Source organism: Neobacillus niacini NBRC 15566, from assembly GCF_001591505.1.
Taxonomy (GTDB): Bacteria; Bacillota; Bacilli; order Bacillales; family Cytobacillaceae; genus Neobacillus; species Neobacillus niacini.
Map to the genome: position 1 here is coordinate 34,359 of NZ_BCVA01000046.1, position 14,340 is coordinate 48,698.

The window sequence follows — 14,340 nt, forward strand, 5'->3', positions numbered from 1 at the left end:
CGTTGTATTATCGCAGTTTGAATCTATAGGAATATAGGACGGAGGAATTATCATGAATCCCTTAACATTTGACCAATCCCGGCCGCTTGATCTCATTGCCATTGGCCGCCTTTGCATTGACTTGAATGCCAATGAAATCCATCGGCCGATGGAAGAAACTAGTACATTTACAAAATATGTTGGCGGGTCACCTGCGAATATTGCCATTGGATCGGCAAGGCTCGGGCAGAAAACAGGATTTATTGGCAAGGTATCAGACGACCAGATGGGCCGATTCATTACTCAGTACCTTGAAAAAAATGATATTGATACGAGCAGTGTGACAATTGATCGGACGGGTGCTGTTACCGGTCTAGCTTTTACAGAGATTAAGAGTCCGAGTGAATGCAGCATTTTAATGTACCGTGACAATGTCGCAGATTTGCTGCTCCATCCAGCTGAAATCAATGAAAACTATATTAAACAGGCAAAAGCACTTCTGGTTTCAGGAACAGCACTTGCAAAGAGCCCGTCACGTGAAGCGGTTTTCCTAGCCCTTGAATATGCTGTGAAGCACCAAGTGGCCGTATTTTTCGATCTTGATTATCGTCCCTATACGTGGACCGATGAAGCGGAAACGGCCATTTATTACAATTTGGCAGCTGAAAAATGTGATGTAATTATCGGTACACGTGAAGAGTTTAATATGATGGAAAGCATGTTAAATATGACAGAGGCAGATGACCGTAGTACCGCAAATCGCTGGTTCTCCCACCGTGCCGAGATTGTGGTGATCAAACATGGGGGAGCCGGTTCGATTGCCTACACGAAAGACGGGGAGTCCCACCGAAGCGGTATTTTTAAAACAAATGTACTGAAAACCTTTGGTGCCGGGGATTCATATGCCTCTGCCTTCATTTACGGTCTAATGAAAGGCAAAGACATCAGCGAGGCCATGAAAATGGGGAGCGCATCCGCATCCCTTGTCATTTCCCGACACAGCTGTTCAGATGCCATGCCAACAGCGGAGGAATTACTGGAACAACTAAATACAGGTGTGTATGAACCAGTTTAATAGATTGGTTGTTTTCGTAAAAGAAAGAGCCAATGAAATAAGGAGAGATCGTAGATGACAAACACAACCGTTACACTACTAAAAAATTTTATCGGCGGCGAGTGGGTCGCCTCCGCTTCAGATAAAACAGAAATCGTTGTAAACCCGGCTACAGGTAAAGCGCTGGCAGAAGTGCCTTTATCAACGAAAGAAGATGTAAATCGTGCTGTTCAAGCTGCAAATGAAGCATTTAAAACATGGTCGCAGGTTTCCGTTCCGAAGCGGGCTCGTATTCTTTTTAAATATCAGCAGCTTCTGGTTGAGCATTGGGATGAACTTGCCAAGCTCATAACGATAGAGAACGGTAAAAGCTATTCAGAGGCACAAGGGGAAGTACTAAGGGGAATTGAATGTGTAGAGTTTGCAGCTGGAGCACCGACATTAATGATGGGAAAACAACTTCCTGATATTGCTACCAACATCGAGTCAGGCATGTACCGGTACCCGCTGGGTGTGGTTGGCGGGATTACGCCGTTTAACTTTCCGATGATGGTTCCATGCTGGATGTTCCCGCTTGCGATTGCTTGCGGAAATACCTTTGTCCTAAAACCATCTGAACGGACACCGATTCTGGCCGCCCGCCTTGCTGAGCTTTTTGAAGAAGCCGGTCTGCCGAAGGGTGTATTAAACATTGTTAATGGCGCACATGATGTCGTGAACGGTATTCTTGAGCACAAACTTGTAAAAGCTATTTCTTTTGTTGGTTCTCAGCCGGTTGCCGAATATGTCTATAAGACAGGGACTGCTCATCTAAAGCGTGTTCAGGCACTTGCCGGAGCCAAGAACCATTCGATTGTCTTAAAGGATGCAAATCTTGATGTGGCCGTGAAGGAAATTACGAGTGCTGCCTTTGGTTCCGCGGGGGAACGCTGTATGGCGGCAGCGGTAGTAGCAGTTGAGGAGTCGGTTGCAGATGAACTTGTCGCGAAGCTAAAGCAGGCCGCCAATGAGATTGTGATCGGTGATGGACTTGAAGAAGGGGTCTTCCTTGGTCCGGTTATTCGTGATTCCCATAAGGAGCGGACGCTTGGATACATTGCATCTGGTGTTGAGCAGGGAGCTGTGCTAGTTCGTGACGGCAGGGAGGATGAAGCCGTAAAAGGAGAAGGTTATTTTGTTGGGCCAACGATTTTCGATCACGTTACGCAAGAAATGAAAATCTGGCAGGATGAAGTATTTGCACCGGTCCTTTCCATTGTTCGTGTAAAAGATTTAACGGAAGCTGTTGAAGTGGCCAATGCTTCACCATTCGCAAATGGGGCCTGTCTCTATACGGACAGTGCTTCGGCGATTCGTCAGTTCCGTGAAACCATCGATGCGGGTATGCTCGGAGTTAATCTTGGCGTACCGGCACCTATGGCGTTCTTCCCGTTCTCAGGATACAAAGATTCCTTCTACGGTGATCTGCATGCCAACGGCACAGACGGCGTGGAATTCTATACTAGAAAGAAAATGGTTACAGCGCGTTTCGTAAACTAGGATTTTTGAAAAGGGGAAGAAGGTTGGACGACGGCTGTCCGTCTGCTTCCCTTTCATAGTTCCAAAGAGTTCGCGTTTTAACATTGGCTGCTTTAAAGAAAGCTTTGTTAAAGATAGATGTTGATTTTTTACGCGAAAAACCTTTTGAAGGACAAAACTCAATGGAAAGCGACCGGATTTGTCCTTCATCAACCTTATGAAGGACAAAACTCAATGGGAAGTTACCCGATATGTCCTTCATTAACCTAATGAAGGACAAAATTCAATGGGAAGTTACCTGATTTGTCCTTCATTAACCTTATGAAGGACAAAACTCAATGGGAAGCCACCCGATATGTCCTTCATGAACCTTATGAAGGACAAAACTCAACGAGAAGCCACCGGATATGTCCTTCATCAACCTTATGAAGGACAAAACTCAACGAGAAGCCACCGGATTTGTCTTTCATGAACCTTCTGAGGGACAAAACTCAATGGGAAGTCACCGGATTTGTCCTTCATCAACATTATGAAGGACAAAACTCAATGGGAAGTCACTGGATTTGTTCTTCATGAACCTTATGAAGGACAAAACTCAACGAGAAGCCACCGGATTCGTCCTTCATCAACCAATGAAGGACAAAACTCAACGAGAAGCCACCGGATTTGTCCTTCATCAAACTTACGAAGGACAAAACTCAACGAGAAGCCACCGGATTTGTCTTTCATAAACCTTATGAGGGACAAAACTCAATGGGAAGTCACCCGACTTGTCCTTCATGACCTTTTATATTTAAAAATCAACAATGAAATTTAACAAAGCTTTATAAAAAAGCCTATTTTACTGTTTTGAGAGGAGAATGACCGGTGAGTACCATTCGTTTAACGACCGCACAGGCACTGGTGAAATTTTTAAATAACCAGTATGTAGAGTTTGATGGCAGGAAAGAAAAATTTGTCAAAGGGATTTTTACGATTTTTGGTCATGGAAATGTGTTGGGGTTGGGACAGGCGCTGGAAGAGGATCCCGGCGAATTGGTAGTGTATCAAGGACGGAATGAGCAGGGGATGGCGAATGCAGCGATGGCGTTTGCGAAGCAAAAACATCGGAAGCAAATTATCGCCTGCACCTCCTCTGTTGGACCGGGTTCGGCCAACATGATCACATCTGCCGCTGCGGCGACAGCCAATAATATTCCGCTGCTACTTTTACCAGGTGATGTCTTTGCCACACGCCAGCCGGATCCAGTATTGCAGCAAATCGAACAAACGCATGATTTAACAATCTCCACCAATGACGCATTTCGTGCAGTGAGTAAGTATTGGGACCGTGTTAACCGTCCGGAGCAGCTGATGTCAGCGATGTTAAATGCAATGCGCGTCTTAACCAATCCGGCTGATACAGGGGCTGTTACCATTGCCCTTCCACAGGACGTTCAGGGAGAAGCATGGGATTTTCCGTTACGTTTGTTTGAAAAACGGGTACACAGAATTGAGCGCCGCCAGCCTTCTGTTGAAAGTGTCAATGACGCGGTGAAACTGATTCAATCAAAGAAAAAGCCGTTGCTGATTCTTGGCGGTGGTGTCCGCTATTCAGAAGCCGCTGATGCGTTTTTACAGTTCGCGGAAAACTTCCATATTCCGTTTGCGGAAACACAGGCAGGCAAAAGCGGAGTGGGAAGCGGGCATAACCTGAATTTGGGCGGGCTCGGTGTAACCGGCAACTTGGCAGCGAATACGATTGCGAAGGAAGCTGATTTAATCATCGGAGTCGGAACACGGTTTACTGACTTTACCACTGCATCGAAGCAACTTTTTTCAAATGCAGATGTTTTAACCATTAATATATCAGAATTCCATGCCTCTAAGCTGGAGGCAGTTAAGGTTGTGGCTGACGCCAAGGCGGGGCTTGAAGCTATTTCCAGACAGTTGCATGGTTATAAAACGAGCTATCAAAATGAAATTAGTGAAGCAAAACAAGCCTGGCTGAAGGAACTGGAACGCTTGTCGGACATTTGTTACGGTGAGAACTTTGTACCGGAAATCGCCGGACACCTTGATGAAGAGTTGGCGGAATATAAAAAAGCGTTAGGAACAGAGCTTGTGCAAACGAGTGTGATTGCCAAGTTAAACGAGTGTCTAGACGATAATGCGATTATCGTGGGGGCGGCAGGAAGTCTGCCGGGTGACTTACAGCGGATGTGGATGTCCAAATCCACAAATAGCTACCATATGGAGTACGGATATTCCTTGATGGGCTACGAAATCGCCGGAGCACTTGGGGTTAAACTAGCCGCTCCGAACCAAGAGGTCTATGCCATGACAGGTGATGGCAGCTATTTAATGCTTCATTCGGAACTGGTGACCTCCCTTCAGGAAGGGAAAAAAATAAATGTGATTCTTTTCGATAACTCTGGTTTTGGCTGTATTAATAATCTCCAGATGGGCAATGGCATGGGCAGCTTTGGGACGGAATTCCGAAAACGAAACCATGAGACGGGTAACCTGGATGGCCCGCTGATGACGATTGATTTTGCCAAGGTGGCGGAGGGCTACGGGGCAAAAACATATTCTGTCCGGACAATGGAAGAATTACAAGCAGCGATTGCCGATGCGAAACAGCAAAAAGTCAGTACACTCATCGACATCAAGGTGCTGCCAAAAACGATGACAAATGGTTATGACGCGTGGTGGCATGTCGGTGTACCAGAGGTCTCGAAAAAGGAGAGTATCCAAACAGCCTTTGCCGAAAAGGAGACCGCTCTCGTAAAAGCACGTGCCTATTAGATTTTTAGCTTGTGTTAATTAAGGTTGTTGATTTGCGCTCCAGTAACCAGCGATAGGAAAACAAGCGGAGATTTTCCGATTAAATGCAGAATGGAGCCTGTTTCGGTGTAAATAAGCGGAGATTTTCCGGTTATGTAAAGCAAACCCCTCCATTTTCGCGTTTTTTGGATCAATAGGCGGAAATTCTCCGTCTATTTAAGCTATTTTTTAATATGATTGCTAATTAAGCGGAATTCTTCCGTCTATTTAGAATTCCTAAATTAGTAACCTCAATATTGACCTTTAACACAGCCGAATTTTTTGAAAACAGCAGAACTGTAAAGAAGCGTCCTACTTCGCTGCAGGCGAAAGGCGGACGCTTTATAGGAGGAAATGAGCATGTATGAAAAACTGGGTGAATTAACACAAGGATATACGGAAATCACGAGTATGGATGGTAAACATCCTGATATGCTGCAGGACATTGGGATTTACTCGCTTCTCTCAGGAGAATCCGAAACGGTGAGCGAAGTAAGGAAAGAGAGTGCAATCCTCCTTTTAGAGGGTGAAGTCAAGCTTGAGTGGAACGGTACGATTCAAGAGATGAAGCGTGATAGTGTGTTTGAAGAGGATCCATGGTGTCTCCACGTTCCAAAAGGGGTCGAGGTGAAGATAACAGCACTCTCTGACAGCGAAGTGCTCGTTCAGAAAACAGATAATGATAAGGAATTTAAACCAAAATTATATACACCGGAAGAATGCAGCAGCACCGTAGCTGGAGAAGGAGTATGGGACGGAACCGCTGAACGTGTGATCCGAACCATTTTTGATTATAACAATGCCCCTTATTCCAATTTAGTAATTGGCGAAGTAATTTCTTACCCAGGGCGCTGGTCAAGCTACCCGCCGCACCATCATCAGCAGCCAGAGGTGTACTACTACCGCTTTGATAAGCCTCAAGGGTTTGGCTGTGCCATGGTTGGAAGTGAGGCTTACCGTGTCGAGCATAATAGCTATATTACCATCCCAGGGAATCTCGACCATCCTCAGGCTACGGCACCAGGGTATGCGATGTATTTTTGCTGGATGATTCGTCACCTGCACAACAATCCGTGGACAGAGCGCATTATGGAGGAAGAGCATAAATGGCTTCTCGAACCTAATGCGAAAATCTGGCCTGAAAAATAAGGATATCCATCATAGGGAGGAACAGAAAAATGAAAGTCGATTACCATTTGCATCTCGAAGAAGGGCCGTATTCATTACGCTGGCTTGACCGCACAAATATAGCCTTAGGCCATTTTTATCCGCAGCGTGAGGATTTACATACACTCGATTGGCTGAAGGAAAGTATGGAGCGGTTAAATGAACGTGTCCAAAAAGGCTCGTATGCACCGGAGTGGATTGATTTATATTTACAGGAGGCAAAGCGTAAGGGATTAAGTGAGGTAGGCATTGTTGACCACCTTTACCGATTTAAAGAAACAAGAGCTTATTTTGAAAAGTATATGGATATCAGTGATACGGAGCTTGGCACAAAACAAAGGAACTGGCTGAACCAAGTCATGACGGAATCCATGGGCGACTTTGTCCGGGTGATTACAGAAGCGAAACCACGCTGGGAAGCAGAGGGGATCACCTTAAGACTGGGGATTGAAGCGGATTATTTTCCGGGCGGTGAAGAGGAATTAGCTAAACTGCTGGATGCCTATGAGTGGGATTATGTCATAGGGTCCGTGCATTTTCTAAATGGCTGGGGCTTCGATAATCCGGATACCCAACAATTATTTACCACATTCGATTTACACCATCTATACGAGGATTTCTTTGGAGTTGTGGAAAAAGCAATCCGCAGTAAACTGTTTAATTTTGTTGCTCATTTGGATAATCTCAAGGTTTTCAATTATCGTCCAGACGAAAACGACCTTCTTTCACATTATGAAAGAATCGCGAATGCATTAGTAGAAACGGATACAGCAACGGAGGTAAATGCAGGATTGTATTATCGCTATCCTGTTAAAGAAATGTGCCCGAGTCCGAAATTCCTAGACATATTGCTTCAAAACGGTGTCGATATCACAACGTCATCCGATTCCCACTTTCCTGATGATATCGGAGCATATGTCGACCACAACACAGAAACCCTCTTAGCAAAAGGAGCAGTCCAAGTCGCAACCTATGAAAAGCGGCAGCGAATTTTGAAACCTTTGGGATGATGGGGATAAGGATGGAGGTACCAATGGGGTGCCTCCATCCTTGGCTATATGTAGGAAAAATTTTATTAAAGGGGGTACAGTAATGGATTATTTCGGAATCTTCTATGAAGAACAATTACTAAAAAATATTGAGGTTTATTTGCGGCTTGTCATTAGTGCCCTTCTTGGTATGTTTATCGGCTGGGATCGCAGTGCAAAGAATAAACCGGCGGGGTTGAAAACCTTCACCTATGTCTCTGTATCCTGTACTTTAATAACGATTATTTCCATTTATAGTGCCGAGGCTTTTGGCGGTTCCAATTTCAATAATCGAATGGATCCAATGCGTCTTACGGCTCAAATCGTTTCGGGACTGGGCTTTTTAGGTGCAGGACTCATCTTAAAGGATGGTTTACGAGTTAAAGGACTAACCTCCGCTGCCATGGTATTTTTTGCTGGCGGTGTAGGGATCGGCATCGGTTCCGGCTTCTACGGTATTGTTTTTGCTGCCGTATTTACAACCTTTGTATTTACAAAAATCAGCCAAGTGATCGAAGATAAGCATAGTAAAGGGGAACAAGGTGACGGTTCTAGTGGCGTTAGGATTATGGGGCAAAAAAGATGACCCTGGGAGATTCGAGAAGAATCGAGTAAGGATTTTGTTTTCGAATACGAACATCGTGATGATCGTTAGTAAGGGGGAAATAAATGTCAATTCAAGCTACAATTCATTTTTTAAATGATTCACGAATTCAAACTAGTAAATATCTAAAACAATTTATTGAAAATAGCCCTGCCGCTTTTACGCCATTGATGCTTGATGGTGAGCTAATTGTTGCCGTAAAGGAAATGAAGGAAGAGAAGCAGACGTATGAAGAGCTTCGTATGATCGCTGGAGCAATTGCCCGCGATCTGAGTGGTCGTTTCGTTCCGAAAGCTGTTATTCATCACGATGTCTTTAAAAAGGGGCTGCGAAAATTACAGACAGGAGCAGCCGTTACGGCCTTTGTCGAAGGCTGGCAACTAGGATCTTATAAGTTTGATACCTATCAATCAAAGAAAGATTCTTTTAAAACGATACTGCAAGTGGATGGTGGAGCCGAGTTCAGTCCATTTATTGAATTGGGTAAGATCCGGGCAGAAGCGACAGCATATTCTCGTGATTTAATGAATGAACTCCCGAATGTCCTGAATCCGGAAACCTTCCCCATGATGATAAAAGAGGAGTTTACTAATTCAAATGTTAAAGTGAATGTTTTTAATAAAGAAATGTTAGAAAAAATGGAAATGAATGGCGTGTTAACGGTCGGCCGCGGCAGTAAATATAAGCCTTCCTTTGTTGAACTCGAGTACCATGGCGATGAGTCAAAACCTCTTATTGCTCTCGTTGGAAAAGGTGTAACCTTTGATACGGGTGGGATTAGTTTGAAAATTGTGAAGGATTTAAGCGATATGCGTATGGATATGGGTGGAGCGGCAGCTGTTGTTGGAGCCATTAAGCTTTTAGCTGCCTTAAAGGCGAAAGTAAATGTAGTTGGTTTGATTCCAATTGTTGAAAATACACCCGATAATACATCGGTTCTACCAGGTGAAATTATCCGTTACAAAAATGGTTCTACGGTTCAAGTCGGTAACACGGACGCCGAGGGTCGATTAATATTGGCGGATGGTCTGATTCGCGCCGGTGAATGGAATGCCGAATACGTCGTGAATATTGCGACATTAACAGGGTCGATCGGCATTGCACTTGGTTCAAAAATAGCCGGCGTTTTCGGTGATGAGCAACTTTCTTTTAAAATGAAGGAGATCGGTCAAGAAAATGGCGACTTCATTTGGCCTATGCCATTAGTGGATGCATATGAATGCTATTTAAAAAGTGATTATGCTGACTTTAGCAATATTAGTACGAAAGCAGAGGCAGGGTCGATAACGGCAGGTTTATTCCTTCGACGCTTTGTACCAAAATCATGTCGCTGGCTCCATGTTGACATGGCAGGTGTTGCCGAAAGTGAAGAAACAGGCTATTATCCAAAATCAGCAACAGGCTTTGGTGTTCGACTATTAGCTGATTTTGTTACACAAGTGTCCGAGTAAAACTTTCACATTCTTTCATTGGGAACTTCTACGATTTTTCATATATCGATACCTGTACCAGGTGTTTTAAAATTTGACAATATTCTTCTGTAAGGTGATGCAGAAAGCCTCCTTTTATATGGACTTAAAGGAAAACTAATCAATCGTTTGTGTAATATAAAAAATGTTGTCGTCTGTAATACTCTGTAAAGTGAAGGTTTTTATTGTCCGATATTACTAAGAATCAAGCTTTTTATCGACAAAATTTTTCTTGAAAACTAGCAAAGGCCTTGTTATAAAAGGGATTAAGAAGTTTTTAATCAAATGTTTGTTTAAAAGAATCTCTGTTAACTAATCGATTGATTAGAAGTGCTGTACATGCTGTCATTCCTATATTTGAACCTCCATATAGGTAGGAATATTGTCGAAAAGATGATTTAGTAAAAAGATAATTATGAATAGATTTTTCACCTATACAATCATGCATAATAAATTTCTCTTGAATTAAATCGTTGGGATTTTTAATGATAGAATGGAAACAATGAAGAAGTAGTCGAAATCAACTGAACATAGCCAGGCAACTACTCATTTTCGTATTAAGAGAGAGGCGGTAAATTAATGGAATCACTTAAAAAAGTAACAGTAGAAACAACCATTCAAGCACCAGTAGAGAAAGTATGGGAATATTGGGTAGAGCCAACTCATATTAAAAAATGGAACGCTGCTTCAGATGATTGGCACACACCGATTGCAGAAAATGATTTAAGAGTTGGTGGGGAATTCCGTTCAAGAATGGAAGCGAAAGATGGTAGTTTTGGTTTCGATTTTGGTGGAATTTATGATGAAGTGAAAGTACATGAGGTGATTGCATATACACTTGGTGATGGAAGAAAAGTGACAATCACGTTTAAAGGACATGATAACTTCACCAAAGTAATCGAAATCTTTGATGCTGAAACAGAGAATCCCATTGAGATGCAGCAGCAAGGATGGCAGGCCATACTAGATAATTTCAAAAAATATGCAGAGCAAACAACCCGTTAAAAAAGATTGTGGTCTGACCCCGCTTACAGTCATTCATATTGGTGGACCATGATTATTATCATTTGCAATCATTTGTGTATTGGTTTGCACCTCTAGGCATAAAACTTCTAAGGAATTTTCTAATCTTCCTTCATTCAGGCCCTTTTGTCCTTTCTTTAACAAAAGGGCCGTCATACTTTATTTCCTCTTTTAATTTATCTTCTTCCAAAAGCCAAACACACCATTAGACTATTTTTACTGGTATCGGCTGTCTTTTCTCAAATTTATAAATATAGTGAAACCCACAATGCTTGGCCAATTCATAGGCAGCCGCAATATTTGCCCCTACATCCTCAACCGTATGAGAGTCCGAACCAATCGTTAAAATTTCTCCTCCTAACTCCTTATACAGCTGGATGATTTCAATCGATGGTAATGTTTGTTTTAACCCTGTTCGAAGTCCGGATGTATTAATCTCCATTCCTATATTTCTATCAATCGCTTTTTTCAGTATTTGCTCAAATTTTTCTCGGTGCTCTTGAAAGACATAGAGTCCATGTTCTTTATAAGCATAGCGTTTCATTAAATCGAAATGTGCGATGATATCGATATCCGCTGTCGAGACCATCTGATATAGTTCATTAAAATACCGTTTATAGGCAGTTGGATGGTCTTCTTTGAGGGCCAAACGAAGTTTCTGGTTGTTAAGGTTATGGACGGAACCTAGGATGAAATCTAAGTTAAGTGGCTGCAGAATTTCATCATATTGATTTTTTAAAAGATGGGGCTCGCATAGTTCAATCCCAGCTTTGATTGTTAATTGGCTGTTGAATTGTTCCTGACAAGCACGAATCTCATCTAAATATTTTTCAAAAACCATGTGTCCGTAGGTTGGCGCAAGCGGATTAACGGAGAAATGCTCGGTAAAGCAAATTTCTATTATCCCGTTTTCTATCGCTCTTTTACATACTTCCACCATGCTCGCGGTGGAATCAAAGGAATGATTGGTGTGATGATGATAATCCATTAGATACATAGTTTTTCACCTGCTTTTTTAAAACTACTATAGTGAAAACTTTCACAATTGTCTATAATGGAACAAAAATTTGTCTGGCAGCGAGATGAGCACAATTTTGTCAGATTGTTCAAACATCAATTGTTCCCAATGACCGGACACTATGAAAGCGTTTTATACTATGATTATTTCAGGAGGTAGAGACACGATGATGATTGATAAACGTCCCGCACTTTTATTGAAACATCTATTAAAAGTGAAGAATACTACCATGAACCAAGTTATGGATCTAACTCAATTAACCAAGCGGCAGATTTCCTATGATTTGGAAAAAGTCAATCATTGGTTGAAGGACAAAGCTCTTCCCGCGATACCTTACAGGGGAGATCAATATATCGTCATGCCGGAAGAGGTAGTTGACTATTTCCGGAAACAACAGATAGAAGAGAAGGAACGTGACTTTATTTTAACAGAAGAGGAACGTTTGATCTTCATCTACCTTTACCTATTTATCCGGCAAGAGCCGATTTCATCAGTCCATTTAACACAGCTCTTGCAGGTTAGTAAGAACACAGTTATTTCAGATGTGAAAAAAGCCAATGAAAGGAACATGTCCTTTCTGGTTGAAATACGCTACTCGAGGCAAAACGGCTACCATCTATCGGGTGCAGAGCCGGATAAGCGGGTACTTGTTCAACATCATTTAGCTGAGCTGATTCGGATTCCATATTACAAAGAACTGATCAACCATCTAGTAAGTGATCGAAATGAACAAATTCCATTGCCTGCCATTCACGATAAGCTTAATGAAATGGAAAAGCTGTTCGATCTCCATTTCGTCGAGGAGCGCTTGCATTTATTTACCTACTTTCTCGTTTTCTACTATTACCGTCAAAAAGAAAGCAAGTTTGTGAGATTTCATAACGATGAAGTCGAATTATTAAAAAAAGAACATATGTGGCAAGTGGCAAAAACCTTATTTCAATCGCTTCATCTTGAGGAAGATGAAAATGAGCTCTGCTATTTCACCACCCAATTGCTCGGTTTGTCTTTAGGAAATCGTTCTATGCAAGACGGAGACTGGGATTTACTTTTTAAATTATGTGAACAGCTTGTCTTTGATTTTGAAAATAAAGCAGCGATTGCTTTTGAGAAAAAGAACGAAGTCATTAACACCTTGTATCAGCATTTTAAGCCCGCTTATTTTCGAATGAAATATCGGATACCGATTACAAATCCGCTGCTTGACCAAATCAAACGGGAACATCAAGAGCTTTATACGATTGTAAAAGAATTGCTTCAGCCGATTGGATCACTATTAGGTATCAGAATCCCAGAAGAGGAAATTGGTTTTATCACGATTCATTTTGGCGCCTTGCTAGAAAAGCCGAAGCAGGTCGTACCGAAAAAGAAACGAGCCATTGTCGTTTGTCCAAGTGGGATTAGCTCATCGTTGATGGTGAAACACCTGCTGGAGTCTCTTTTCTCCGAAATCATTGTCGAAAAAACACTGTCGCTACAAGGTTATCAAAAGGAGAATGTCGACCAATATGATCTTCTCTTTTCGACAGTAGAGCTGGAGTCAAAGCTGCCATGCTTTTATGTTAAGCCGATTATGACTCCAACGGAAAAGAATAGTTTGGTCAATGAAGTGTATCATCACCTGTTCGGGATAGAGTACCATGACATCTCGACAAAAGAGCTAATTCAAACAATTGGGCGCTATGCCAATGTTTATGATGAAAAAGGCTTAACCAATGCTTTAAATCAACTAACCTTTCACAAAAAGGTAGATATTCAGAGGGGGAATCAACCAGTGTTAAGCGATTTACTGAAAGAAGATACGATTCAAATTGTAGGACAGCTTCCGAATTGGGAGCAGGCTGTAAAAGTGGCAGCCCATCCATTATTAGAGTCAGGGGCGATTGAGTCCTCTTACATCGATGCGATGATTACCAATATTAAGACATTAGGTCCATATGTCGTGATTGGACCAGAGGTGGCGATTCCACATGCACGGCCAGAATTAGGAGTCAATCAAGTGGGGATGAGCTTTTTGAAGCTCGATGAGCCGGTTTATTTTTTAAATGACGAAAAGTATCCAGTCCGCTTACTATTTTGTATTGCGGCTATCGATAATACCACACATCTTAAGGCGTTATCACAATTAACGAAGCTTCTTAGTGAGAACAACAATGTCGGGCTCTTAAAAGAGTTAGAGACAACAGAAGATATTCTTACATTATTTGAGCGTTATTCAGCAGTGGTTTAATTATTTATTCATTATACATTTTAGGAGGAAATTCAAATGAAAATTTTAGCCGTTTGTGGGTCTGGTTTAGGAAGCAGCTTTATGTTGGAGATGAATGTACAACAAATTCTTGGTGAGTTAGGGGTTAGCGGTATTGAAGTTGAACATTCTGACCTAAGCTCTGCCACCCCAGATGCAGCCGATCTTTTTATCGCAGCAAAGGATATTGCGGAAGGAATGGGGCATTTAGGAGAAGTAATTGTGATCGACAGTATTATCGATATGGATGGTCTTCGCATTAAATTGAAGGAAGTGCTAGAGCAAAAAGGTTTGCTTTAATCATAAAACTCATTGTTGATTCTTAGTACAGCGGTATAAATGGTCGATGAAGGACAATTCAGGAAAGAGCCCAGTAAGTTAGTCCTTCATAAGGTTGATGAAAGACAAATCCGGAGAGTTCCAAGCG

The 14,340-nt window shown here is 42.3% G+C and carries 11 protein-coding genes; 10 read left to right on the plus strand and 1 reads right to left on the minus strand.

What is annotated here, in order from left to right; all coding sequences use genetic code 11:
- Nucleotides 1–52: 52 nt before the first annotated feature.
- The 8 genes from iolC (at nt 53) to BANA01_RS23810 (ending at nt 10,629) form a co-directional block, all read left to right on the plus strand.
- Nucleotides 53–1,054 (plus strand): 5-dehydro-2-deoxygluconokinase, encoded by a 1,002-nt coding sequence (gene iolC, locus BANA01_RS23770; protein WP_034677522.1) that lies wholly within the window; start codon nt 53–55, stop codon nt 1,052–1,054.
- 54 nt (nt 1,055–1,108) lie between these two features.
- Nucleotides 1,109–2,572: a CoA-acylating methylmalonate-semialdehyde dehydrogenase gene (locus tag BANA01_RS23775; RefSeq protein WP_034677520.1), complete on the plus strand. Its 1,464-nt coding sequence runs from the start codon at nt 1,109–1,111 to the stop codon at nt 2,570–2,572.
- An 846-nt stretch (nt 2,573–3,418) separates the two neighbouring features.
- Nucleotides 3,419–5,338, plus strand: a complete 1,920-nt coding sequence (gene iolD / locus BANA01_RS23785; RefSeq protein ID WP_034677516.1) for a 3D-(3,5/4)-trihydroxycyclohexane-1,2-dione acylhydrolase (decyclizing) — start codon at nt 3,419–3,421, stop codon at nt 5,336–5,338.
- Between the two features lie 378 nt (nt 5,339–5,716).
- Nucleotides 5,717–6,505 carry a 5-deoxy-glucuronate isomerase gene (locus BANA01_RS23790; protein ID WP_034677514.1) on the plus strand — a complete coding sequence of 263 codons (789 nt, stop codon included), beginning with the start codon at nt 5,717–5,719 and terminating at the stop codon, nt 6,503–6,505.
- 29 nt (nt 6,506–6,534) lie between these two features.
- A complete protein-coding gene (locus BANA01_RS23795; RefSeq protein ID WP_034677512.1) occupies nt 6,535–7,533 on the plus strand; it encodes a histidinol phosphate phosphatase domain-containing protein in 999 nt (332 codons plus the stop codon).
- A gap of 82 nt (nt 7,534–7,615) precedes the next feature.
- Nucleotides 7,616–8,137 (plus strand): MgtC/SapB family protein, encoded by a 522-nt coding sequence (locus BANA01_RS23800; protein ID WP_034677511.1) that lies wholly within the window; start codon nt 7,616–7,618, stop codon nt 8,135–8,137.
- 83 nt (nt 8,138–8,220) lie between these two features.
- Nucleotides 8,221–9,606, plus strand: a complete 1,386-nt coding sequence (locus BANA01_RS23805; protein WP_034677509.1) for a leucyl aminopeptidase family protein — start codon at nt 8,221–8,223, stop codon at nt 9,604–9,606.
- 597 nt (nt 9,607–10,203) lie between these two features.
- Complete coding sequence (locus tag BANA01_RS23810) at nt 10,204–10,629, plus strand: SRPBCC family protein (RefSeq protein ID WP_034677507.1); 426 nt, start codon at nt 10,204–10,206, stop codon at nt 10,627–10,629.
- A gap of 223 nt (nt 10,630–10,852) precedes the next feature.
- Here BANA01_RS23810 and BANA01_RS23815 read toward each other — a convergent pair whose 3' ends face one another.
- Complete coding sequence (locus BANA01_RS23815) at nt 10,853–11,644, minus strand: histidinol-phosphatase HisJ family protein (protein WP_034677506.1); 792 nt, start codon at nt 11,642–11,644, stop codon at nt 10,853–10,855.
- A gap of 187 nt (nt 11,645–11,831) precedes the next feature.
- On the opposite strand from BANA01_RS23815, the gene BANA01_RS23820 reads away from it, so the two are divergent.
- Nucleotides 11,832–13,895 carry a BglG family transcription antiterminator gene (locus tag BANA01_RS23820; RefSeq protein WP_034677503.1) on the plus strand — a complete coding sequence of 688 codons (2,064 nt, stop codon included), beginning with the start codon at nt 11,832–11,834 and terminating at the stop codon, nt 13,893–13,895.
- 36 nt (nt 13,896–13,931) lie between these two features.
- The gene (locus BANA01_RS23825; RefSeq protein WP_034677501.1) at nt 13,932–14,213 is read left to right on the plus strand and encodes a PTS sugar transporter subunit IIB; all 282 of its coding nucleotides are present in this window, start codon (nt 13,932–13,934) and stop codon (nt 14,211–14,213) included.
- The last annotated feature ends 127 nt before the right edge of the window (nt 14,214–14,340 follow it).